This is a genomic window from Actinoplanes siamensis (assembly GCF_016862395.1).
GTDB lineage: Bacteria > Actinomycetota > Actinomycetes > Mycobacteriales > Micromonosporaceae > Actinoplanes > Actinoplanes siamensis.
The window spans coordinates 61,515-83,634 of the sequence record NZ_BOMW01000052.1 but is presented as its reverse complement, the minus strand read 5'-3'; the positions used below and the strand labels follow the sequence as shown (position 1 = coordinate 83,634).

Below are 22,120 nucleotides of genomic sequence, written 5' to 3'. Positions count from 1 at the left end.
AGGCCATGTCATGAGATGGGGCCGAAGAACCTGTGCGTCTGCTGAGCGGACCCCGAAGAACTTCTGAGCGCGCGGTGTTCAGGAGCCCCGGGCGCGGATCGCTGAGAAGCTTCGGGCGCGGATCTCGCTGAGGTCCTGAGCGCTGGAGCCCAGACCAGGAATGCCACCGGATAGAGGAGATACCCGAAACGCGTGGTCGGCATCAGCAGGATCGCCGCGAACAGCCCCCATCCGCAGAACAGCGCGGCGTGCCGGGCGTCCCGGGGCGGTCGCCGCAGCAGGCGCCACGCGATCACCAGAGCGGTGCCGGCAAGCAGCGCCGCGGCCAGGACGCGGCCGCCCGGCAGGTGCTGTGCGACGAGGTGACCCGGGAACGGCGACTGCGCGGGACTGGTCACCAGCCCGTGCCCGAGCGGGAACCGCAGCACGTTCTCGATCAGCGAATCAGAGTCCACCAGCAGCGGTGGCATCAGCGCCAGCACCGGCAGCCCGGCCGCGAACGGCAGGAACCGGCGGGCCGGCCCGCCGACCGCCGTGACCGGCAGGGACCCGCCACCCCGGCCGGCGACCAGCGCGAGGACGGCGAGCACGGCGACCACCGGGAAGGCGAAGAGCTTGAGCGCTGCGGCGCCGCCCACCGCGACGCCGGACCAGCCGAACCGTCCGGTCGCGGCCAGTGCCAGCGCCAGCAGGCACAGCGCCAGCACCGGGATGTCGTCACCGCCGGTGGCCAGCGTCAACGCGGTCACCGGCAGCACGGTGGCGGCCTGCACGGCCCGTACCGGGAAGGGGTGGAAAGGGCGCAGCAGCGCGACCGCCGAGCCCAGCGCGACCACCGCGGTGATCGCGAACCAGATCCGTGCGTCCGTACACCAATGATCACCGGCGAGCGCGCGTGGCAACCCGAACACCGCCATGCCCGGCTGGTAGGGGCGGTAGCCCAGCAGCCGCTCGTCCAGCGGAAGCGCGGCGATCCCGCCACGGCTCAGATACGGCGTGCCGTGCTCCAGCAGCGACTTCCCCATCGCCTCGACGACCAGGACCTCTTCCTGGGCACGGTCGGTGCGCCCGCCGGCCCGTTGCGCCGCCTCCACGACCAGCGGGACCAGGGCCACCGCGGTCCACGTCGACCAGGCCAGCCAGGTCCGGATCCGATCACCGGAGAGCGGGCGGCCCCGCAACACCAGCTGGACGATCACCAGGAGCGCGGCGGCCAGGTAACCCCAGGCGGCGATCAGCCCCCAGCCGCGATGCGGCAGCAGCGTCGAGGTCAGTCCGGTCACCAGAGCGAACACCGCGGAGATCAGATACAGCGCGAGATCGGCCGCGAGCCCGCCGGCCGCCCGGTCGGCACGCCCGAGCAGTCCGCCGGCGGGTTTCGTCACGCCGGCAAGTGTGGCAGAGACGATCTTCCTGTTCCGCTGGCCCGCCGGGCCGGCATCCGGACCACGGCGCCCGCCTCGTGCAGCGCCGACGCCAGCACCCCGGGCCGGCCGCCGGATCCGCGTTGCAGGGTGCCGAGCAACCGTGCCGCGGACAGCGGCCGGGCGAACAGCCGGCCCTGCCCGGCCAGGCACCCCAGCTCCCACAGGGCCCGGCGCTGCGGCTCGCTCTCCACGCCTTCGGCCACCACTGTCAGGTGCAGGTTGCGGGCCAGGTCGACAGTGGTCCGGACGACCGCCGCGGCCTCCGCCGACGTCTCCACCGCCGCCACGAACTCACGGTCGATCTTGAGTTCGTGCACCGGGATGCGGGAGAGCACGGAGAGCGACGAGACTCCGGTGCCGAAGTCGTCCACGGCCAGTCGCACCCCGGCGTTGCGCAGCTCGGCCAGGGTCCGCTCGACCACGTCGATCTGGCTCAGCGTGAGCGTTTCGGTGAGCTCCAGAACCAGCCGTCCGGGTGACACGTCGTGCCGCTCCAGCCGGGCCAGCACGGCGGCCGGGAAGTTCGGGTCGAGCAGGCTGCGCGGCGACACGTTGACCGCGACCGGCAGATCGAAACCGGCCTCCCGCCAGGTCTGCACGGCCAGCAGCGACTGCTCCAGCACCGCGTCGACGAAGGCCGGCAGTTGCCCGGAGCGCTCCACCGCCTCGAGGAACTGCACAGGCGTGAGATCGCCCTGGTCGGGGCGCTTCCACCGGGCCATCGCCTCGGCCGAGACGACCTCACCGCTGCCCAGGTCCACGATCGGCTGGAAGTCCACGGTGAACTCGTGCCGGCTGACCGCGCGGCGCAGCTCGCCGGTGAGCATCAGCCGGTCGACGTCGGCGGTGTCCCGGGCGTGCGCGTAGATGGTGGTCGGCTCACCGGCGCGTTTCGCCTGGTACATGGCGATGTCGGCGCGGCGCATCAGCTCCTCGACGCTGCCCGCGCCAGCCGCCAGCGCGATGCCGCCGGCCGCCTCCACGGTGATCCGCATGCCCTCGACCTCGATGCTCGGCTCCAGCGCGCCCAGCATCGCGGCGGCCCGGTGACTGGCCAGGGCCGGGGTCGGCAGTCCGGTGAGCAACACCGCGAACTCGTCGCCGCCGAGGCGGGCGACCAGGTCGCCGGGCTCGGCCGACTCGTGCAGCCGGCGGGCCACCTCGCGCAGCACGTCGTCGCCGGCCGCGTGCCCGAGCGTGTCGTTCACCTCCTTGAAGTGGTTGAGGTCGATGAGCAGCAAGGCCACCAGGCCGTCCTGGCCGGTGTCGGTGAACAGCCGGCCGGCCCGGTCGTACAGCTGGCGGCGGTTGGGCAGCCCGGTCAGCGGATCGTGCGTCGCGGCATGCTCGTTCTCCGCGGCGATGCGGGCGAGCTCGGCGTACGCCTGCGCGTTGCGGATGGCGGTGCAGACGGCCGAGGCGAAGGTACGCAGTTTGTACTGCTCGACCTCGGTGAGCCGGACGGTCCCGCCGAAGCGCAGCCGCAGCACGCCGACGCGCATCCCGCCGTCGTGCGCCACCAGGTCCACTGTGGTCTCGCCGGCCCGGCCCGGCTCGCCGGTCAGCGGGCTGTCGGCGAGCACCTGGGACTCGGTGGCCCGCACCGTCCGGTCGGCCCCGCCGGCGGTCAGGTCGATCGCGGCCTCGGCCGCCGAGAAGATCTGTGCCGCGCGGGTGGTCGCGGAGTGCAGCACCTGGGTGAGGTCGACAGCGTTGAGCTCGTCGGTGGCCTTGGCCAGGCGTTGCCAGGACTCGCGCTCCTGCCTCGTCCGGGTGGTGCGCGACTGCCAGAGGTGCATGCAAGCCACAACGAGTGGGACGACCAGCAGGAGCAGCACGTTCGCGTCGGTGGCGAGCACCCAGAGCGCGACCAGGCAGGCGAGGAACTGGCCGAGGTGACCGATGACGGTGCCGGTCCAGTTCTGCCGGGCGGCCTGGCGGATGCTGCTGCCCGTGTCGGTCGCCACGATTGGCAGGAAGACCAGCTGGTCGGTGACGGCGAAGGCGAGCATGGCGGCGACCAGCACGAGCACCGGCACGTACGGGGTGTCCGGATCGGGGCGGATCCGGAAGGCGAGGAAGACGGCCGCCGCGGCGCTCACCGCGAGCGTCTCCTTGGCCATGGCGAAGGCGGTTTTGCGTACGCCGGACCGCGTCGCGATCTTCAGCAGGCCCTGCCCGGTCACCGCGCAGAGCAGCACCCACGGCGGCGGCAGCAGGGCCAGCCCGACCAGCACCGGGACCTCGTCCCACGCGGTGCCCAACAGGCTGGACTTGATCCGCACCGAGACCCGCCAGCGCTGGGCGACGACCACCGTGGCGCAGAGCAGCGCGAGCAGGGCCGCCGGCGGGCGGGGATCGGGATGGCGCAGGCTCTGCATCGCCCAGACCGAGGCGACGCCGAGTCCCAGCACGACGACGAGACCGATGAGCAGCCGAAGCCGCCGATCGGTCGCGTCGTCGTTGGTGCCGGTCTCAGACATGGTGTCCTCGTTGCCGAACGCAACTGAGCCGTAGCTCAGGGTTCAAGGCTATTCATCTGCGCCGTCGAGCGCATCCCTGTCTTTTCAGCTCCAGTCGGTGCTGCCGCGCATGGCTTTCTCCTCACCCGTTCGCGTTGGTGGCCGGAACCCTCTTCAGGCGCCTGCCGGATTCGTTCACGTCCACTAACGACGCTTGAAGTGTTCTTGTCGCGACAGGGCAGAACGTTAGGCCGAGATGATTCCGTTTTCCAGTGGATCGTGTCGTTATGCGCATAATGCGGAAACCGGTTCGAGACCGATCACGGAACGTTTCCGAATGGCAACGGAATGCAATGAGGAATGCGCTGCCGGATACAATTTTCATTGTCATCACAGGGGCTCTGGCCAGTGCCGGAACCCTACGGAGCCGGTGTGGACAAAGTGTGAAGCGGATCCGGCCCGGATGCGAACACGCATCTCCCTATCGCTCTATAAGCTCCCGGTATGCCCCAGGAAACGCATCTCACGCACGTCGACGAGACGGGAGCCGCCCGGATGGTCGACGTGTCCGCGAAGGCGGTCAGCAACCGGCGAGCCGTCGCGGCCGGCGCGGTCCGCACCACCCCCGAGGTGATCGAGCTGCTCCGGGCCGACGGACTGCCGAAGGGCGACGCGCTCGCGGTGGCCCGGCTCGCCGGGATCATGGGAGCCAAGCGGACTCCGGACCTGATTCCGCTGTGTCATCCGATCGGGCTGCACGGCGTGCAGATCGAACTCGTGCTCGGCCCCGACCGGGTGGAGATCACCGCGACCACCAAGACCGCGGACCGCACCGGCGTCGAGATGGAGGCGCTCACCGCGGTCGCGACGGCCGGCCTGGCGATGATCGACATGATCAAGGCGGTGGATCCCGCGGCGAGCCTGGACTCGGTTCGGGTGCTGCGCAAGGAGGGTGGCAAGACCGGAGATTGGGTACGACCGGAGGGCCGCCCGTGACGATCCGCGCGCGAGTGGTCGTCGCCTCGAACCGGGCCGCGGCCGGGATCTACGCCGACACCAGCGGACCCCGCCTGGTGGCCGGTCTCCGTGAGCTGGGGTGCGAAGTGGACGGTCCGGTCGTCGTCCCGGACGGCGACCCGGTCGCCGAGGCGCTGGCAGCCGCCGTCGCCGACGGTGTGGACGTGGTCCTGACCAGCGGCGGGACCGGGGTCACCCCGACCGACCGGACCCCCGAGGCGACCCGTGGCCTGCTCGACTTCGAGATCCCCGGCATCGCCGAGGCGATCCGCGCGCACAGCCGGGACAAGGTGCCCGCGGCCGCGCTGTCCCGCGGTCTCGCCGGGGTGTCCGGCCGTACCCTGATCGTGAATCTCCCCGGCTCGACCGGCGGGGCGAAGGACGGCCTCGCCGTGCTCGGCCCCCTGTTGCGGCACACCGTGGACCAGATCAGAGGTGGCGATCACTGAGGGGATTAGGCTCGACCGGTGAGCGCTGACGAGAACACCCCGGTCGGCTGGGAACAGGCTCGCGAGCTGGCCTACCGGGCCGGTCGTGCCGCCCCGGCCGGCGTGGAGCGGATCCCCCTGGCCGAGGGCGACGGCCGCACCCTCGCCGAGCCGTTGCGTGCCCTCACCGCCCTGCCCGCGTTCCCCACCTCCAGCATCGACGGCTGGGCGGTCCGCGGCGACGGTCCCTGGCGCCCGGTCGGCCGGGTGCTGGCCGGCGGCACGCCGCCGCCGCTCGCCGCCGACGGCACCTGCGTCGAGATCGCCACCGGCGCGATGGTCCCCGAGGGCGCGGCCGCGCTGATCCGGGTGGAGGAGTCCGCCACCGGCGCCGACGGTCTGGTCACCGGCACCCCGCGGTCGGCCCCGGAGTGGCGCCTGCCGGGTGAGGAGGCCGCGCTCGGCGAGGAGCTGGTGCCGGCCGGCACGCCCGTCGACCCGGCGGTCATCGGCGTCGCGGCCACTTGTGGACACGAGTTCCTGGCCGTCCGTCCCCAGCCCCGCGCCGCCGTGCTGGTCTTCGGCGACGAGCTGCTCACCGCCGGGCCGCCCGGCGCCGGCCGGGTCCGCGACTCGCTCGGCCCGCAGGTCCCGTCCTGGCTGCGCCGCTGCGGCGCCACTGTCACGTCGGTGGCCGGCCCGGTCAAGGACACGCTCGACGCCCACCTGGACGCGATCCGCGCCGCCCTGGACACCGCCGACCTGGTCTGCACCACCGGCGGGACCATGCACGGCCCGGTCGACCACCTGCACCCGTCGCTCGCCGAGCTCGGCGCGGAGTACGTGGTGAACACCGTCGGCGTCCGTCCCGGCTTCCCGATGCTGCTGGCCCGCGTTCCCGGCCCGGACGGCCGGCCGCGCTTCCTGGCCGGCCTGCCCGGCAACCCGCAGTCCGCGGTGATCGCCCTGGTCAGTCTCGTCGCGCCGCTGCTGACCGGCCTCGCCGGCCGCCCGTTCCGCGCCGAGTTGCCGCAGGTCGAGGTCGCCGCCCCGATCCACGGCCGGGGCCGGGACACGCACCTGGCGCTGGCCGCGCTCGACCCGTCCGGCCGGATTGCCACGCCGGTGGGGCACGTCGGTTCGGCGATGCTCCGCGGCCTGGCCAACGCTCACGGTTTCGCGGTGATCCGGCCCGGCACCAGGGCGGCGGCCGGTGACCTGGTGCCCTTCCTGCCCCTTCCACTGCTGCCCGGGGAGCGCGCATGATCACCGACACCGTCCCGGCCCCGGAGCCCACCGCCGAGGCGTCGGCCGTGGCCGGCGCCTCCGCTTGCGATTCGGGCTCCGGCAGCGTCTCGCCGGCCGCCGTGGACCCGGCCGCTGCCGGGTCCGGTGTCGTGGCCCTCACCGAGGTGCTGGACACCCCGCTCGACCTGGCCGCCCACGAGGCCGCGGTGGCCGACCGCCGGGCCGGCGCGGTCGTGTCCTTCCAGGGCGTGGTCCGCGACCACGACCACGGCCGGAGCGTCACCCTCCTGGAGTACGAGGGCCACCCCTCCGCGGCAGCCGTCCTCCGTGAGGTGGCCGAGGAGATCGCCGCCGATCCCGCGGTCTACGCGGTGGCCGTCTCGCACCGCGTCGGCACTCTCCGGATCGGTGACGTGGCCCTGGTCGCCGCGGTCTCCACAGCCCACCGCGCGGCGGCGTTCGAGGCGTGCGGCCGGCTGGTCGACGAGGCCAAGGCCCGGCTGCCGATCTGGAAGCGCCAGGTCTTCACCGACGGCCAGGAGGAGTGGGTCAACTGTCCCTAATGCCCGGTCGGGGCAGAAGGCCGGGGTCGCTGGAGGAGCGGGATGGCCGGTCACGGCAGGAGGCCGGGGCCGCTGGAGGAGCAGGTCAACTGTCCGTGGGGCCCAGTCGCCGCCGCGGGACCGGGATCGCCGCCCGCCGGCCCGAGACGCCGAACCGCACGGGCGGTGGCGCGGGCCGCCAGGGCAGAGCGCCGACCAGCAGGACCAGCGTGAAGGCGTAGCCGTCGCAGGTGAGCAGCGGAGCCGGGGCGACGACCAGGAGGACGTACCCGCACATCATCGAGGCGGCCGGCAACCGGCCGGCGAAGCGGGACGGATCCGGTCCGCGGGCGGGAGCCCGGCGGCGCACCGCGCCGTCGGCGAGCACCAGCAGGGCCGGGAGCAGCCAGATCAGCTGGGCCGGGGTGGTCATCGGCCCGACCGCCGCGGCGGCCAGGCCGATCAGCGTGAACGCGGTGACCTGGTCCCCGGCGGTGCTCGCGGCGCGGGCCCGGATCAGGCCGACGGCCAGCAGCAGCACCGCGAAGGCGAGCCAGACCAGCACCGGCGGCGCGGGGAAACCGTAGAGGCGGGCCAGCACGCCGGCCAGCGCCTGGTTGCCGGGGGCGTTGAGGGACTCGGTGCGGTTGAGCTCCCAGAGCGTGTCGCCGAACCACGTCACCGTCTCGCGTGGGGCGAACAGCAGGCCGGCGAGCGTCACGGTGACGCTGGTGGTCAGGGCGGTCAGCGCGGCGCGGCGCTGTCCCAGCACGAACAGTCCGGCCAGGAAGAACAGCGGGGTGACCCCGAACGCGGCGGCCAACCCGGTGCCGGCGCCCGCCCAGGAGCCGTCCAGCCAGCTCCGGCGCACCCGATAGCGCAACGGCAGGTGCGGCGCCGAACCGTGATCGGCCGGCCAGCGCAGGGCCCGGCGCAGCCCGACCACGTCCGCGACGATCAGGCCGAACAGCAGCAGTTCCGGGCCGCCCTCGCCGAGCGCGGCCCGGACCGGCTCGGTGAGCAGCGCGAGCGCGGTGACGACCAGGGCCAGCGGGGTGCGGCGGCGGTCGTGGCGCCGGGCGATCGGGCCGGCCAGCACGACCGCGGAGAGCAGCAGCGCCGCGTATCCGGCCAGGGCGAGGAGCCAGCCCGCCGCTTTCAGCGGCAGCAGCGCGAGGGGCGCGAGGAGGATGGCGAGGGCGGGCGGCAGCGCGGCGCCGGCCTGCGTCACCGGTTGGCGGTACGAGTACAGCCCGTCCCCGCCGAGCCAGTGGCGCACGGCCGCGTGGGTGACGGCGAGTGTGCTCAGCCCGTACCGGGACAGGGTCACCGAGATCAGCGCGAGGGTGACCAGGGCGCCGAGCGCGGCCAGCACCGACCTGTTCTGCGCGGCGCGCAGCGCGCGTCGCTGGATGACCGGCATGCTCGACCCCCGTCTCGTCCTCCGGGCACGGCACGGCCTGCCACCGGCACGAGCTCCGGTGGCAGGTTGTTGCCGGGCGGAAGCGAGCTGGGGGCCCCTCCTGCCGGTCTCCGAGGCTGCGCGTGGCGACCCGGTGGCCGGCAGGACGGGCCCTGGCACAGACCGTCCGTGCGGCCCCTCGTCCGCTTTAACGCAGAGGCCGCCTATAGGTTGTTATTCAGACAATTAGTGTATTTCGGGTACGCACCTCGGGTGCGGCCCGCTCAGGGCAGGCGCCGGGCGGCGGCCGCGGAGAAGGCGGCGATCCGGGCTTCGCGCCTGGCGGTACGCACGGCGCGGCGCACGTCCCGGCGTGACCGGTCGACCGCGTGGCTGACCGAGCGCTGTGACCGGTCCACCGCGTGGCTCAGCGTCCGCTGTCCGCGATCGACCGCGTGCGTGGTGCGGTAACGGAGGCCCGGCTCGCCCTCGGTGTCCACCGCGGCGAGCAGCAGGCCGCCGAGCAGCCCCAGATTCTTCAGGAAGTGGATCTGCTGGTCGGCGCGCCGGTCCGCGGGCGCTGCCCAGAACGGATGGCCGGCCAGCGTGGTCGGCACCAGGCCCGCGGCCAGCACCGCGGCGGCCGGCCGGGTGAGCCGGCCGCTGGCCAGGGCCAGCCCGGCCAGCACGTCGGCGCCGGCCTTGAGCCGGACCAGGGTGGCCGGGTCGGTGGGCAGGCGCGGGTCGGTCTTCTCCAGCAGCGGAGTGATCCGGTCGGTGACCCGGCGGGCGGCCTCGACCCGGTCCTCGCCGGGCTTGATCAGCACGCGGACCCCGCTGATCACGAAGATCGAGGCGAGCATGGCTCGGGCAGCGGTGCGGACGGGCTTCATGGACCTCTTATACCCGTTACCGGGTGATCACACCGGTTGTGTTCTGAGGTATCGACCGAAGTGCGGAACGGTGAACGCCACAGTGCCCCGCTCACCGGAGTAGATGAGTCCTTTTTTGATCAGCGCGTCCCGGGCCGGCGACAGGCTGGCCGGCTTGCGGCCCAGCGAGGTGGCAATGTCCGAGGTGGGCACCGCGGCGTCCATGTCGTTGCCGGGGTCGCCGGAGAGCGTCGCCATCGCACGCATGTACTCCCGCTCGGCCGGGGTGGCCCGCTCGAACCGGGAGCCGAAGAACCCGACCGCCAGTTCGCTCTCCGCCTCCGGGGCGGCGACCCGCACGTCGTCCGCGGTGATCGGGCTCTGCGGGGCGTGGTCCCAGGTCGCCTTCCCGTAGGCCTGCACGAAGTACGGATACCCACCCGACTTCTCGTAGAGCAGGTCCAGCGCCTCCTGTTCGTAGTCGACGCCCTCGCGCTCGGCCGGCACGCCCAGCGCCAGGTCTGCCGCGTCCCGGTCGAGCCGGTCGATCCGCTGGTAGCGGAAGAGCCGCTCGGAGTACGACTTGGCGGCGGACAGCACCGCGGGCAGGTGCGGCAGCCCGGCGCCGACCACGATCAGCGGCGCGCCGAGCTGGGAGAGCTCGTGGCAGGCGGCGCAGAGCGCGGACACGTCGGTGGCGCTCAGATCCTGCATCTCGTCGATGAACAGGGCGATCCCGGTACCCACGTCGGTGGCCAGCGAGGCCGCGTCGGTGAAGAGCTCGACCAGGTCGATCTCGATGTCGCCGGAGTCGGCGCGGCCCCGGGCGGGCGGCACGTCGATGCCTGGCGCCCAGCGGTCGCGGAGCTTGGCGGCGCCGTCGTTGGCCCGCAGCGCGAACGCCTTGAGCACGGCGAGCACCTCGTCCACCCGCTCCGGGTCGCGGTGGTGCGGGGCGAGCTCGCGGATCGCCATGTGCAGCGCGCCGGAGACCGGGCGGCGCAGCGACTGGTCGGGACGGGCCTCGATCTTGCCGGTGCCCCAGAGGCGGCCGATCGCCGCCGAGCGCAGCGTGTTGAGCAGCACCGTCTTGCCGACCCCGCGCAGGCCGGTGAGCACCAGGCTGCGCTCGGGCCGGCCGCGGGCCACCCGTTCCAGCACGACGTCGAAGGCGTCCAGCTCGCGGTTGCGCCCGGCCAGCTCAGGTGGACGCTGGCCGGCGCCGGGAGCGTACGGGTTCCGCACCGGATCCATGACGTAGCACCGTATCGGGCCATCTAGGACGAACGCTAGAGTCCACTCGATATGTCGCTCTAAAGCTGTCTAGGAATTCGGCTAGAGTCCGCTAGAGCGGGTCAGAATCACTCCGGCCGGTGCTCACGCAGGCACAGAACGAAGTCCACGTCGTCGTACTCGGTGTCGTAGTAGTACCACTTGGTGTAGCCGGCGACCTTGGCGCACTTGGCCACCGCGTCCTTCTCGCCGGTGGTCTTGCCGTCGAAGCGGCGCAGCACCTCGTAGGTGTTCGCCGCGCAGGTCGCGATCCGCAGCGCCGGCTCGGTGTTGGTGCCCTCGTTGCGCACGCACTGACCCTTGCCGGCGAACCGCGCGTCCGCGCTGGTCTGCGGACGGACCACGGCCGGCGCGGTGGACGACGCGGCGACCGGAGCGTCCTTCTCCTCCTGGCGGCCCAGCAGGAACCAGACGGCGGTCGCCAGTCCACCGCCGACCAGCACGCTGAGCACCGCGATCAGGGCGCCGACGGCGAAGCCGCGCCGGTTCGCCGGCCCGGGCGGATCGACGGGCGGCGGGGCCGGTTGCGGTGCCGGCCAGGCCGCCTGCTGGTGCGGGAACGGCGGCGGAACCTCCCAGGCCGGATCGCTGCGGCTATCGCCCCACGGGTCGGAGGGCTCCGCGTACGGCTCCTCGGGCCGCCCGCTGGACCACGGCGGGCCGGAGTGCGGGCCGTTGTGCGACATCAGGTCACGGTATCGTGCGCCGCTCCCTGTGGACGGTTCCGTGCCGTTGTCCACAACCCGACCAGCCCCCGGCGGCCGGGGCCGTTACCTTTCCGGTTCATGTCGTCACTACTTGTGATCTTGGCGAGCGTGTCCGGGGGCGCCTCCGCCCTCCTGTTGACCCTGGTCGATCTGCGCGAGCTGCGGCTGCCCGACCCGCTGATCGCCGCGCTGGCCCTGGGCGCCGGGATCCCGCTGGCCGTGCTGGCGCCGGGCCGGATCGCGGCGGCGCTGCTGGCGGCCGGTCTGGTCGGCGCGGCTTATCTGATGATCGCGTTGCTGCCCGGGCGAGGGCTCGGACTCGGACTCGGAGACGTCAAGCTGGGCGCGGTGCTGGCGTTGGTGCTCGGGCTCGCCGGCGGATGGCCGGCGGTGGTCGCCGGTCTGCTCCTGGCGCACCTGATCGGCGCCGGGGTGGCAGTGGTCGCGCTGGCCACCCGGCGCCGGGTCTTCCCGTTCGGCCCGGCGCTGCTGCTCGGCGCGCTGGCCGGCGTCGTCACGACAGCCTGAGCCGGCTTCCCCAACGGCCGAGCCGGTTTCCGTGCCCGCCCGCGCCTGCCCTCAGAGCAGCCTGAGCTGGCGGTCCTTCGGCCGGGCCGGCATCGTCTCGCCGAGCCGCTCGAACAATCCGGAGTCGATCACATCGAGGAACGGGGTTGGCTGCTGCTCCCGCTCACTGCCGTGCCGCGACCGCTTCGCCGAATAGCTCACGTACAGGCGGTCCTGCGCCCGGGTCAGCCCGACGAAGAACAGCCGCCGCTCCTCGGCGATCTCCTCGTCGCTCGGCTGCGCGCCCGGCCAGCGCAGCGGGAGCAGCCCGTCCTCGCAGCCGACCAGGAACACCACAGGAAATTCCAAGCCCTTGGCGGCGTGCAAGGTGAGCAGGTTCACCGCCTCGGCGCGCGGATCCAGCGCGTCCACCTCGGCGCCCGTCTCCAGCTGCTGCAGGAACTGCGGCAGGTCGTCGCCGACCCGCTCGGCCAGCGGCGTGAGCAGGTCGGCCGCCGTCCAGATGTCCTCCGGGCCGATCTGCCCGCCGTCCAGCGTCGGCGCGGCGTACCGCTGGGCCAGCGACTGCGCGGAAAGCTTGATCCGCGCCGCCAGTGCGCCGCCCGGCCCGCCGGCGTGCCGCAGCTCGCGGGCGATCACCTCGACGCCGGGCCGGTCCCGCAGCCGGTTGTGCGAGCGCTTCTGCACCGGCACGCCGGCCCGGGACAGCGCCTCGAGGATCGGGCCGGACTGCGCGTCGGTGCGATAGAGCACCGCGATGTCCGAGAACGACAGCGAGCCGGCGGTGGCCGACCGCGAGTCCACCCGGCCCGAGTCCAGCGACCGGTGGGACAGGCCGCCGACGAGTTCGTCGATGGTGCGGACGACGAAGTCGGCCTCGTCCGCGACGCTGCGCGCCGGATAGCGGCCGACCAGCGCCGCCTCCGGATCCAGCCGGGCCGGGTCCAGCCGGCGGCCGGTGACCAGCGAGGACGGGGCGATCGCCTGCACCGCGGCGGCCAGGATCGGTGCCGACGAGCGGTAGTTGCGGGTCAGCCGGACCAGCCGGGCGTCGACGAAGTCCTGGTTGAACCGCAGGAAATAACGCACGTCGGCACCGCGGAACGAGTAGATCGCCTGGTCCGGGTCGCCGATCGCGCACAGGTTGCCGTCCGCCGGGGAGAGCAGGCGCAGCAGCTCGTACTGCAGCTCGTCGACGTCCTGGTACTCGTCGACGAAGATCCACTGCCAGCGCCTGCGGTACTTCTCGACCAGGGCCGGATCCTCGCGCAGCAGCGCGACCGGGACGCTCATCACATCGTCCAGGTCGACCAGGTCCTGCTGGCGCAGCAGCTTCCGGTACGCGGTCTCGTCGTCGCCGGCCTGCTCCCGGGCCTGCTTCTGCTCCGGCTCCTCGGCGATCCGCCAGCCGGCGCCCAGCCCGGCCGCCTTGGCGTTCTCCTTCAGGATGCTCAGGCCCAGTGAGTGGAACGTGCCCACGGTGATGTCCTCGGCCACGTCACCGAGCAGGCTCTCCAACCGCTCCCGCAGCTCGGCCGCGGCCCGCCGGGTGAACGTGATGGCCAGGCAGCGCTCCGGGAAGACGCCGAGCTCGGCGCAGAGATACGCGATCCGGTGGGTCAGCGTCCGGGTCTTGCCGGTGCCCGGACCGGCCACGATCAGCAGCGGGCCACCCGGCGCGGACGCGGCCACCCGCTGCATCGCGTCGAGACGGTCCAGCAGGCCGGTGCCGACCTCCTCCATACCGGCCAGCATCGGCTCGAACGGCTCGTGCGGGCTCGGCGGCGGGGCGATCGGCGGCGGGGCCGGCTTCACCTTCGCCGGCTTGGCCTTCGGCTTGGCCTCCTTGACCGGCGCCTTCTTCGGCGGGTCCACCGGGAACATGTCGAACAGCGTCTCCACCTGCGGCGCACTACTGCGATTGCGCAGCTCACCGGGCTCGAAGAGGGTGATCACGCCGTACTCGCCGTCGTACCCCGCGATTCTCCTGACGTCTCCCCGGCGCAGCCGGGTGATCGCCTCGCGCAGTTCCTCGCCGCCGGCCTTGCCGATCTCCTCGACCGGCACCTTGCGCAGGATGTCCAGCTCCGCGCCCAGCGTTGCGACCAGATGGTTGAGCTGCGACTCGACGGTCTTCGACTTCGGGCCGACGCCGTGGATCTCGCCGAGGATCTCGTGCAGCTGAATCAGGTGCTCGACGTGCGTGTCCCTGGTGAAGCCCTCCGGCCGGTCGGCCAGGTCCTCGACCCGGCTCAGCACGCCGACGGTCAGCGGGCGGCCGCACTCCGGGCAACGCCCACCGGCCTCGCGGGTGCGCTCCGGCTCCCAGTTGACGCCGCAGGCGCGGTGGCCGTCGGCGTGGTACTTCCCTTCCTCCGGGAAGAACTCGAGGGTGCCGGCCAGGCCGGTGCCGTCCTTGACCGCGAAGTAGTCAGGGGTGCCGGTGAACAGGGTTGCCTCGCGGGCCAGGGCGCCCGGCGAGTGCGCGTCCGAGTTCGAAACCAGGCGGTACCGGTCCAGGCTGGAGACCCGCCAGTTCATCGCCGGGTCGGAGGAGAGGCCGGTCTCCACCGCGGTGACGTGGTCGGCCAGGTCGGCGTAGCAGTCGGCGATCGCGTCGAAGCCGGATTTCGAGCCGAGCGCGGAGAACCACGGCGTCCAGATGTGCGCCGGGATCAGGTAGCCGCCGGCCTCCAGCGTGATCTCCAGCAGGTCGCGCGAGTCCAGGCCGAGGATCGGGCGGCCGTCGGCGGTCAGGTTGCCGATCCGGCCCAACGCCGTGTTGATCTTCGCGGCGGACTCGAAGTCTGGCGCGTAGAGCAGGTGGTGCACCTTGCGGGTGCGGTCGTCGCGCTTGTAGATCGTGGAGATCTCGACGCTGAGCATGAACCGGGCCGGCGTGGTGCCCCGAAGCGAGCCGGGGAGCCGCTTGGTGACCGGATCCTCGTCGTTGAGCCGGAAGAGACCGGGCCCGGCCGGATCCAGGCTCTCCCTGAGGTGCTCGAACCACGCCGGGTGGGTGAAGTCACCGGTGCCCAGCAGGGCGATGCCCTTGCGCCGGGCCCACCAGGCCAGGTTGGGCAGGGCCAGGTCACGGCTGCAGGCCCGCGAATATCGCGAGTGAATGTGCAGGTCGGCGACGTATGTGTCCGGGCTGACCTCCACGTCTCGCATCCTGTCACGGCCGTCGGTTCCGGCAACAATCGCCACGCTCAAACACACTTACCGATCTTGATGAGTTACGCCATGCGGAGTTCGATCACCGTGACCTGTGGCGGTGCTCCGACACGCACGGGAGGGCCCCAGAAGCCCGCGCCGTTGGTCACGTAAACCGGCACTCCGTCGACCCGCCCGAAGCCGGAGACTACCGGTTGCTGCAACTTCACGAGGAGGTTGAACGGCGCCATCTGGCCGCCGTGGGTGTGCCCGGAGACCTGCAGGTCCACGCCGTAGGGCGCGGCGTCCTTGGCGGCCAGCGGCTGGTGCGCCATCAGCACCACCGGCCGGCCGGGGTCACGGTCGCCGAGCGCCTTGCCGAAATCGGCCGGATCGCCGTGCTCCTCCCCGCCCAGGTCGTTGACCCCGGCCAGGTCCAGCCCGTCGATCTCCACCCGCTCGTTGCGCAGCGGGCGCATGCCCAGCTCGGCGACCTCGTCGATCCAAGGCTGGAAGCCGGAGTAGTACTCGTGGTTCCCGGTCACGAAGTAGGCGCCCCTGCGCGACTCGATCCCGCGCAGCGGCTCGGCGAGCCGACCCAGCTCCGCGACGGTGCCGTCGACGAGGTCACCGACGACGCACACCAGGTCCGCGCCCACCGAATTGATCACACGGGTGATGCGCTCGGTGTGCCCGATTCCGGTCAGCGGCCCGAGGTGGATGTCGGAGACCACTGCCAGCCGGGTGCCGTCCATGCCGCGCGGCAGCTTCGCGATCGGAATCCGCACCCGGTCGATCCGCGGCGCACTGGTCGCGGTCCGGATCCCGTAGCCGGTGACGCTGGCGGTGGTCAGCCCCGCGAAGATCGCCGCACCACGCGCCAGCAGCAGCCGCCGGTCGACCCCGGCACGCTCCGCAGCCCCGTCGTCCGTGGGTCCCGCGCGCTCCGGACCGCCGTCCTCCGCGCCCTGCGCGCGTCCCGTGCCGCTTGCCACGCCGCTCCCGGCTCCCTCGGCCGAGCTGCCGCTTGCTGCCGTGACCGGAACAGACCCGGCAGGCAGCAACTCACTGTCCGCGGCGTCACCGCGGCTCCCCGGCGCTTCCGCGATTTCGGCGGTACGCCCACGGTCCGCCCACAGGAGCCGCACCACCAGGCGCGGAACCTCCAGCACGATCAGGCTGATCAGTAGGTAGAACATCAGCGCGATCCACAGATACCCGGTCCAGGCCAGCCAGGTGAGGTATCCGGCCCGCACCGCGATCAGCGTCACCGGCACGAGCAGCCCCAGCACGGCGGCCACCACCGCGCCGGCCCGCCGTCCCGGGCCGGGCCGTGTGGTGTCCCGCACCAGCCGTCTCCACAGGTAGTAATGGGCCAGGCCGATGAGCACCAGGATCACCGCGACGAACGCCACCAACTTCTTCCTCCCCCCAGCGGTCCCACCGTAGCCAGCCGCCTCCCGAACACCGCCCCAAGTCTCCCCGACCCCCGACCAGCCCGGTCACCGCACCCTCGACGACCGCCCCCACACCGAGCCCCCGTCCCCGCGAAGCTGCGGCCACTCGCAAGCTGAGGCCACCCGCGAAGCCGTGTCCACGGCGCCCCGAAGCCAGGGCAGCGGCCCCCCGCCATGCCGCGCCGCGGCCCCCCCCGCCACGCCGGTGCCCCCGCCACGCCGGCGCCCCCGCCACGCCGCGCCGTGCCGCGGCCCCCGCGACGCCACGCCGTGCTGGGCCCCGCCACGCCGCGCCGGGGCTCCGCACACGCCCGCCGGCCAGCCGTGCCTTTCGCTCGTCGAGCTCGGGCCAGCCGCGCAGCCGGTCACCCAGCCGGTTGCCGAGTGTTCCGGGGCAGCGCGCATCATCCCCGTGTTGATGCGAACCACCCCGGATCACCTCGGCGACCAGAATCCTGCCCGAGGGGTACGACAAAAACGCGAACCCGGAGGCCAGCCCGCGGACACGCGAACGGCCGCGGGTGATGGCCGGCCGGATGCTGAAGGTCGCGCGCGGCCCGGCTGCCCGCGATCAGCCGCCGGCGAAGGGCGGCAGGACGTCGACGGTCGCGCCCGCCGGCAGGGGAGCCTGCCGATCGTGGCAGGTCAAACCATCTACCAGGAAACTCGCCGCCTTGAGGACCAGGCTCAACCGCTCGCCGTGCCGATCGGTGAGGACCTGGGTCAGCTCTTCCAACGACCCGGCCGAGATCTGCTCGGACGGCACACCCCCGGCCGCGGCGCGGGCGCCGGCGAAGTAGCGGACGGTCAGCAAGGGTCAGCCTCCGATGGCGGACATGGGTCGGGCCGGCTGCAGGAAGGTCGGGTCGTCGATGCCGTGGCCGGCTCGCTTGCCCGCCATGGCCACCCGCCAGGCCTCGGCGATCTCGGCGTCGGGCGCGCCGTCACGCAGCAGCTTGCGCAGGTCGCTCTCCTCGGTGGCGAAGAGGCAGTTGCGCACCTGTCCGTCGGCGGTCAGCCGGGTGCGGTCGCAGTCCCCGCAGAACGGCCGCGTCACGCTACCGATCACGCCGACCCGGGCCGGCTCGCCCGCCGCGTCCACATGTCCCGGCACCAGCCAGGTCTCGGCCGGAGCCGTTCCACGTGAAACCATGTCGGGACGCAGATCGAAGGACTTCAGCGCCGTGAGGATCTCCTCGGCCGTCACCATGGTGTGCCGGTCCCACTGGTGCTGAGCGTCCAGCGGCATCTGCTCGATGAACCGCAACTGGTACCCATGCTCCAGCGCGAACCGCAGCAGCGCGGGCGCCTCGTCGTCGTTCACCCCACGCATCAGGACCGTATTGATCTTCACGGGGGTCAGGCCGGCGTCGGCCGCGGCACGCAGACCGCGCAGCACGTCGGCATGTCGATCGCGGAGCGTGAGTGTGTGGAACCGGTCAGGATCGAGGGTGTCGAGCGAGACGTTGACCCGGTCGAGACCGGCCTCCCGCAGGGACGGGGCGAGCCGGTCCAGCCCGATGCCGTTGGTGGTGATGGACAGTCGGGGGCGCGGAGTCAGCCGCGCCGCCTCGGTGACGATCCTGACGAGGCCACGCCGGATCAGCGGCTCGCCGCCGGTGAACCGCACCTCGGTCACTCCGAGCCGCTCGACCGCGATGCGCACCAGGCGAATCACCTCGTCGTCGGTGAGCTGGTCCGGCTGCGGCATCCAGGCCAGCCCCTCGGCGGGCATGCAATAGGTGCAGCGCAGGTTGCAGCGGTCGGTGAGGGAGACCCGCAGGTCGGCGGCGACGCGGCCGAAGCGATCAGCAAGCATGATCACGGCCGCCACCGGCGCCGCTCGGCTGATCTCCTGGTCTCGCTCACGAATCGAATCTAGCCGCTCCGCCGCCGAGTTGCCGCTAGGCATATCGGCCTGTGGACAACGGACCGACACCTGTCCACAGGGATGCCTGCAGGAAGGCCAGCCCGCCGGAAGGTGGGGACGCCCAAGGCGGAGCGGCCGCCGGAAAGCGCGGAGACCGCTGGGAAGTGGCGGCCGCCACGGGACGGAGTCCGGCGAAGGAGAACCCAGAGGCTGGCCCAGCCCCGCCCGGCGCGAAGGCGCAAGCGGCCGCACGCCCACCGGCCGACAGGGGTCAACCGCGCAGGACGGCATCCGCGGCCGCCCGCACGGCGCCACGGAAACCCGACCCGAACGCTGCCGTGTGCACGAGCAGGAGATGCAGCTGGTGCAACGGCACCCGGCGCTCCCACCCGTCCGCGAGCGGCCACTCCGCCCGGTACGCCCCGAGGATCACGTCCAGGTGCGGGACCCCGCCGAACAGCGACAACGTCGCGAGATCGGTCTCCCGGTGACCGCCGTGCGCCGCCGGATCGACGAGCCACCCGCGCCCGTCGGCGCCCCACAGCAGATTCCCCGGCCACAGGTCGCCGTGGATCCGGGACGGAGGCTCCTCCACCCCGTACCGCGCAATCGTCTTGAGGATTTGTTCGACCACGGCGATGTCGGAGCCGGAAAGCGCGCCTCGATCAGCGGACGCCCGCAGGTGCGGAAGCAGCCGGCGCTCGGCGAACCACGAGCTCCACGGCCCGCCCGATGGTGTGTTGTCCAGCGGCAGCGGCCCGATCCAGCCCGGCCACGGCGCCCCGAACGTTTCCGCGCCGCTGCGATGCAGCGCGGCCAGGCCGCGCCCGAAAAGCTCAGCGGCCTGACGGCCGGCCTCGCCCGGTTCCACCCATTCCATCGCGATCAGCTCGGGCAGAGAGACGATTATTTCGGGTACGGGAACCGCCCCCGCCCCGCGCAGCCACCGCAGGCCGGCCGCCTCCGCCGCGAACATCCCCTCCGGCGCGGGGCCGTCCGGCCACGACTTCGCGAACAGTGACGTGCCGTCGTCAAGCGTCAACCGCGACGCCGAGGTCACTCCGCGGTGCACCGGGGTCTCGCGGATCCGCTGGTGGATGAGGAATGTCGGGAGGTGCTCGGGGTGCGCGCGCAGGTACGCCAGGTCCACCCGGTTATCTTGCGCTTCTGATGACGGACATCTCCATCCGGAGGCAAAATGTCGGCATGGCCCCTGTCGTAGTGCGTTCGTACCGTCCGAGTGATCACTCCGCGGGCCGTCGGCTGTGGGCCGAGCTGACCCGGCAGCAGAACGAGATGTACGGCGAGGCCGAGGACGACGGCGGGGCGGGTTTCGAGGAGTATCTGACCAGGCTGGACCTGAGCGGCCTGTGGGTCGCCGACCACGCCGACGACGGGGTGATCGGGATGGTCGGCCTGATCATGCGGGCCCGCGCCGGCGAGGTCGAACCGGTCGTCGTCACCGTCACCCACCGGCACAAAGGGGTCGGCCGCAAGCTGCTGCAGCACGTCGCCGCCGAGGCGAAGAAGCGCAACATGACGTCGCTGACCATCTCGCCGTCGTCGCGGAACATCGAGGCCATCCGCAGCCTGCACGCGGCTGGATACGACGTGGTCAGCTCCATCGAACTCACTATGGACCTCGATCGGCACACCCACGCCTGGCAGCCCGAGGGCCTGGAGGTCCAGGGGCTGTCCTTCCGCAACTGAGCGGAGTCGCGGACCGGGAGTCTGTGGACGAGTTGTCCACAGCCCCGCGGATCGGCACGCGGCGGCAGCCCGAACCGGGCCAAGCTGCCCGGCATGACATCCGATCGCACTCTCGTCATCCACTCGCCCGCCGAGCTCATCGCCGTCGTGCCGTTCGTGCTGGGCTATCACCCGCACGACAGCGTGGCCATGGTCGGACTGACCGGCGCGCGCGTCGAGTTCGCCGTCTGCCACGACCTGCCACCGCCGGACTGGACCGAGCCGGACGCCGCCGAGGCGGCCGGCGTGGTCGCCGACGCGGTCGCCCGCCAGGAGACCGAGCTGGTGGTCGTCGTCGGATACGGGCCACGGCGCCGGGTCACGCCGGCGGTGCTGCGGAGCGCGCAGGCGGTCCGGACCCGCGGGGTCGAGGTGCTCGACCTGCTGCGGGTCGACGGCGGGCGCTGGTGGTCGTACACGTGCGCCGACCGGGGATGCTGTCCCCCGCAGGGCACCCCCTGCCTGCCGGGCGACAGCGTGATCGCCACCGAGGCCACCTTCCGCGGCAAGGTGGCGCTGCCCAACCGGAAGGCGCTGACCGCGCAGGTGGCGGCGGTGGAGGGAGCGGAGCGGGCGGAGATGGCGCGGGCCACCGAGCGGGCCCGGCGCCGCTTCACCGACCTGCTCGCCGAGGATCTGACCGCGGAACGGTACGGGCAACTGGTCCGCCGGAGCGGGCAGCTCGCGGTCCGGGCGGCCGAGCGATGCTACCGGTCCGGCGGCACTCTCAGCCCGGACGAGACAGCCTGGCTGGGCGTGCTGCTGGTGGCCCGGTCGGTGGAGGACTTCGCGCTGGACCGGGCCGAGAGCGGGCACGAGTGGCAGGTGCGCCTCTGGACCGACGTGCTGCGGCGGGTCGAGCCGGCCTATGTCGCCCCGCCGGCCTGCCTGCTCAGCTTCACCGCGTGGCGAGCCGGGCGGGGCTCGCTGGCCCGGGTCGCGGTGGACCGGGCGCTGGCCGAGGAGCCGCAGCACCCGCTGGCCGGGCTGATGCACAGCGTGCTCGGACACGGGCTGCCGCCGCACATGCTCCAGTTGCGCGGGAGGGGCCGGTGAGCCGGCCGGCCGGGGTTGCCCGGACGGCCGGGACCCGGCGGTCAGACCGTGACGCGCTCCACCCCGGCGTAGACGTTCATCGTCGTCCCCCGCAGGAAGCCGACAAGCGTCATCCCGGCCTCGTCGGCCAGCTCGACCGCGAGCGTGCTGGGCGCCGAAACAGCTGCCAGCATCGGCAGCCCGGCCATCCACGCCTTCTGGGTGAGCTCGAAACTGGCCCGTCCGGAGACCATCAGCACATGCCCCACCAGCGGGAGCCGGCCCTCGCGCAGCGCCCAGCCGAGCACCTTGTCCACCGCGTTGTGCCGGCCCACGTCCTCCCGCGAGACCAGCAGCTCGCCGGTCGCGGTGAAGAGCGCGGCCGCGTGCAGGCCGCCGGTCTTGTCGAAGGTGCGCTGGGCGGCCCGCAGCCGGCCGGGCAGCTCGGCCAGCGTTGCGGCCGGCACGCGCAGCGGGTCCGCGGCCACGTCGAAGCGCGACCGGGTCCGCACCGCGTCGATGCTGGCCTTGCCGCAGACCCCGCACGAGCTGGTGGTGTAGAAGTTGCGGCTCAGGTCGGTCACCGGCGGCGGCACGTGCGCGCCGAGGACGACGTCCACCACGTTGTAGGTGTTCGGCGTGTCGGTGCCGGCGCACAGCTGTGCCGTGGTCACGTCCTCGGCGGCGGTGATCAGGCCCTCGCTGAGCAGGAAGCCCATCGCCAGGTCGATGTCGTGCCCGGGAGTGCGCATGGTGACCGCGAGCGGCTGCTTGCGCACCCGGATCTCCAGCGGCTCCTCGGCGGCGAGGTCGTCGGGCCGCCGCCGGCTGCCGCCGGCCGGCGCGCCGAGATCGATGCTGACCACCGGCCGCCGTGTCGTGCTCCTCGCCATGGCCGGAGCTTACGGCGCGCCGCTGAGGACGCCC

At 72.7% G+C, this 22,120-nt stretch carries 19 protein-coding genes; 7 read left to right on the top strand and 12 right to left on the bottom strand.

What is annotated here, in order from left to right; genetic code table 11:
* Nucleotides 1-8: 8 nt before the first annotated feature.
* Both Asi03nite_RS25965 and Asi03nite_RS25960 read right to left on the bottom strand, forming a co-directional pair.
* Nucleotides 9-1,385, bottom strand: coding sequence for a glycosyltransferase family 87 protein (locus Asi03nite_RS25965; protein WP_203683078.1), 1,377 nt, complete (start codon nucleotides 1,383-1,385; stop codon nucleotides 9-11).
* The gene (locus tag Asi03nite_RS25960; protein WP_203683077.1) at nucleotides 1,382-3,910 is read right to left on the bottom strand and encodes a putative bifunctional diguanylate cyclase/phosphodiesterase; all 2,529 of its coding nucleotides are present in this window, start codon (nucleotides 3,908-3,910) and stop codon (nucleotides 1,382-1,384) included. The genes Asi03nite_RS25965 and Asi03nite_RS25960 overlap by 4 nt, the downstream gene beginning before the upstream one ends.
* 483 nt (nucleotides 3,911-4,393) lie before the next feature.
* Between Asi03nite_RS25960 and moaC the strand changes: the two genes are divergently transcribed.
* From moaC to Asi03nite_RS25940, 4 genes are all read left to right on the top strand, one after another.
* Nucleotides 4,394-4,885 carry a cyclic pyranopterin monophosphate synthase MoaC gene (moaC, locus tag Asi03nite_RS25955; protein ID WP_203683076.1) on the top strand — a complete coding sequence of 164 codons (492 nt, stop codon included), beginning with the start codon at nucleotides 4,394-4,396 and terminating at the stop codon, nucleotides 4,883-4,885.
* The gene (locus Asi03nite_RS25950; protein WP_203683075.1) at nucleotides 4,858-5,355 is read left to right on the top strand and encodes a MogA/MoaB family molybdenum cofactor biosynthesis protein; all 498 of its coding nucleotides are present in this window, start codon (nucleotides 4,858-4,860) and stop codon (nucleotides 5,353-5,355) included. The genes moaC and Asi03nite_RS25950 overlap by 28 nt, the downstream gene beginning before the upstream one ends.
* An 18-nt stretch (nucleotides 5,356-5,373) precedes the next feature.
* Nucleotides 5,374-6,600 carry a molybdopterin molybdotransferase MoeA gene (locus Asi03nite_RS25945; RefSeq protein WP_203683074.1) on the top strand — a complete coding sequence of 409 codons (1,227 nt, stop codon included), beginning with the start codon at nucleotides 5,374-5,376 and terminating at the stop codon, nucleotides 6,598-6,600.
* A gap of 131 nt (nucleotides 6,601-6,731) precedes the next feature.
* Nucleotides 6,732-7,145, top strand: coding sequence for a molybdenum cofactor biosynthesis protein MoaE (locus tag Asi03nite_RS25940; protein WP_239102924.1), 414 nt, complete (start codon nucleotides 6,732-6,734; stop codon nucleotides 7,143-7,145).
* A gap of 85 nt (nucleotides 7,146-7,230) precedes the next feature.
* Here the strand turns inward: Asi03nite_RS25940 and Asi03nite_RS25935 are convergent, their stop codons facing one another.
* The 4 genes from Asi03nite_RS25935 to Asi03nite_RS25920 form a co-directional block, all read right to left on the bottom strand.
* Nucleotides 7,231-8,547 carry a glycosyltransferase family 87 protein gene (locus Asi03nite_RS25935; protein ID WP_203683072.1) on the bottom strand — a complete coding sequence of 439 codons (1,317 nt, stop codon included), beginning with the start codon at nucleotides 8,545-8,547 and terminating at the stop codon, nucleotides 7,231-7,233.
* A 263-nt stretch (nucleotides 8,548-8,810) separates the two neighbouring features.
* Nucleotides 8,811-9,419, bottom strand: coding sequence for a DoxX family membrane protein (locus Asi03nite_RS25930; RefSeq protein WP_203683071.1), 609 nt, complete (start codon nucleotides 9,417-9,419; stop codon nucleotides 8,811-8,813).
* A 27-nt stretch (nucleotides 9,420-9,446) separates the two neighbouring features.
* On the bottom strand, nucleotides 9,447-10,652 hold the full coding sequence (locus Asi03nite_RS25925; protein ID WP_203683070.1) for an ATP-binding protein: 1,206 nt from the start codon (nucleotides 10,650-10,652) through the stop codon (nucleotides 9,447-9,449).
* A gap of 107 nt (nucleotides 10,653-10,759) precedes the next feature.
* On the bottom strand, nucleotides 10,760-11,377 hold the full coding sequence (locus Asi03nite_RS25920) for an LppU/SCO3897 family protein (protein ID WP_203683069.1): 618 nt from the start codon (nucleotides 11,375-11,377) through the stop codon (nucleotides 10,760-10,762).
* A gap of 99 nt (nucleotides 11,378-11,476) precedes the next feature.
* Between Asi03nite_RS25920 and Asi03nite_RS25915 the strand changes: the two genes are divergently transcribed.
* Nucleotides 11,477-11,926, top strand: coding sequence for a prepilin peptidase (locus Asi03nite_RS25915; protein WP_203683068.1), 450 nt, complete (start codon nucleotides 11,477-11,479; stop codon nucleotides 11,924-11,926).
* Between the two features lie 51 nt (nucleotides 11,927-11,977).
* Here Asi03nite_RS25915 and Asi03nite_RS25910 read toward each other — a convergent pair whose 3' ends face one another.
* From Asi03nite_RS25910 to Asi03nite_RS25890, 5 genes are all read right to left on the bottom strand, one after another.
* Nucleotides 11,978-15,100 carry a UvrD-helicase domain-containing protein gene (locus Asi03nite_RS25910; protein ID WP_203683067.1) on the bottom strand — a complete coding sequence of 1,041 codons (3,123 nt, stop codon included), beginning with the start codon at nucleotides 15,098-15,100 and terminating at the stop codon, nucleotides 11,978-11,980.
* A gap of 65 nt (nucleotides 15,101-15,165) precedes the next feature.
* Complete coding sequence (locus tag Asi03nite_RS25905) at nucleotides 15,166-16,497, bottom strand: metallophosphoesterase (RefSeq protein ID WP_203683066.1); 1,332 nt, start codon at nucleotides 16,495-16,497, stop codon at nucleotides 15,166-15,168.
* A 613-nt stretch (nucleotides 16,498-17,110) separates the two neighbouring features.
* Nucleotides 17,111-17,353 (bottom strand): MoaD/ThiS family protein, encoded by a 243-nt coding sequence (locus tag Asi03nite_RS25900; protein ID WP_203683065.1) that lies wholly within the window; start codon nucleotides 17,351-17,353, stop codon nucleotides 17,111-17,113.
* 3 nt (nucleotides 17,354-17,356) lie between these two features.
* Nucleotides 17,357-18,391: a GTP 3',8-cyclase MoaA gene (gene moaA / locus Asi03nite_RS25895; protein ID WP_203683096.1), complete on the bottom strand. Its 1,035-nt coding sequence runs from the start codon at nucleotides 18,389-18,391 to the stop codon at nucleotides 17,357-17,359.
* 289 nt (nucleotides 18,392-18,680) lie between these two features.
* Complete coding sequence (locus tag Asi03nite_RS25890; RefSeq protein WP_203683064.1) at nucleotides 18,681-19,559, bottom strand: fructosamine kinase family protein; 879 nt, start codon at nucleotides 19,557-19,559, stop codon at nucleotides 18,681-18,683.
* A 56-nt stretch (nucleotides 19,560-19,615) separates the two neighbouring features.
* On the opposite strand from Asi03nite_RS25890, the gene Asi03nite_RS25885 reads away from it, so the two are divergent.
* Nucleotides 19,616-20,119, top strand: coding sequence for a GNAT family N-acetyltransferase (locus Asi03nite_RS25885; RefSeq protein ID WP_203683063.1), 504 nt, complete (start codon nucleotides 19,616-19,618; stop codon nucleotides 20,117-20,119).
* Between the two features lie 93 nt (nucleotides 20,120-20,212).
* The gene (locus tag Asi03nite_RS25880) at nucleotides 20,213-21,214 is read left to right on the top strand and encodes a DUF4192 domain-containing protein (RefSeq protein WP_203683062.1); all 1,002 of its coding nucleotides are present in this window, start codon (nucleotides 20,213-20,215) and stop codon (nucleotides 21,212-21,214) included.
* Between the two features lie 41 nt (nucleotides 21,215-21,255).
* On the opposite strand, the gene fdhD is transcribed toward Asi03nite_RS25880, so the two are convergent.
* The gene (gene fdhD, locus Asi03nite_RS25875; protein ID WP_203683061.1) at nucleotides 21,256-22,086 is read right to left on the bottom strand and encodes a formate dehydrogenase accessory sulfurtransferase FdhD; all 831 of its coding nucleotides are present in this window, start codon (nucleotides 22,084-22,086) and stop codon (nucleotides 21,256-21,258) included.
* Nucleotides 22,087-22,120: the final 34 nt, after the last annotated feature.

What these genes read in the sequence shown, in the direction of transcription:
- moaC (WP_203683076.1), top strand. Translation starts at nt 4,394, where the DNA reads ATGCCCCAGGAAACGCATCTCACGCACGTCGACGAGACGGGAGCCGCC.
- Asi03nite_RS25915 (WP_203683068.1), top strand. Translation starts at nt 11,477, where the DNA reads ATGTCGTCACTACTTGTGATCTTGGCGAGCGTGTCCGGGGGCGCCTCC.
- Asi03nite_RS25960 (WP_203683077.1), bottom strand. Translation starts at nt 3,910, where the DNA reads ATGTCTGAGACCGGCACCAACGACGACGCGACCGATCGGCGGCTTCGG.
- Asi03nite_RS25910 (WP_203683067.1), bottom strand. Translation starts at nt 15,100, where the DNA reads ATGCGAGACGTGGAGGTCAGCCCGGACACATACGTCGCCGACCTGCAC.
- Asi03nite_RS25880 (WP_203683062.1), top strand. Translation starts at nt 20,213, where the DNA reads ATGACATCCGATCGCACTCTCGTCATCCACTCGCCCGCCGAGCTCATC.
- fdhD (WP_203683061.1), bottom strand. Translation starts at nt 22,086, where the DNA reads ATGGCGAGGAGCACGACACGGCGGCCGGTGGTCAGCATCGATCTCGGC.
- Asi03nite_RS25925 (WP_203683070.1), bottom strand. Translation starts at nt 10,652, where the DNA reads ATGGATCCGGTGCGGAACCCGTACGCTCCCGGCGCCGGCCAGCGTCCA.
- Asi03nite_RS25935 (WP_203683072.1), bottom strand. Translation starts at nt 8,547, where the DNA reads ATGCCGGTCATCCAGCGACGCGCGCTGCGCGCCGCGCAGAACAGGTCG.
- Asi03nite_RS25920 (WP_203683069.1), bottom strand. Translation starts at nt 11,377, where the DNA reads ATGTCGCACAACGGCCCGCACTCCGGCCCGCCGTGGTCCAGCGGGCGG.
- Asi03nite_RS25930 (WP_203683071.1), bottom strand. Translation starts at nt 9,419, where the DNA reads ATGAAGCCCGTCCGCACCGCTGCCCGAGCCATGCTCGCCTCGATCTTC.
- Asi03nite_RS25885 (WP_203683063.1), top strand. Translation starts at nt 19,616, where the DNA reads ATGGCCCCTGTCGTAGTGCGTTCGTACCGTCCGAGTGATCACTCCGCG.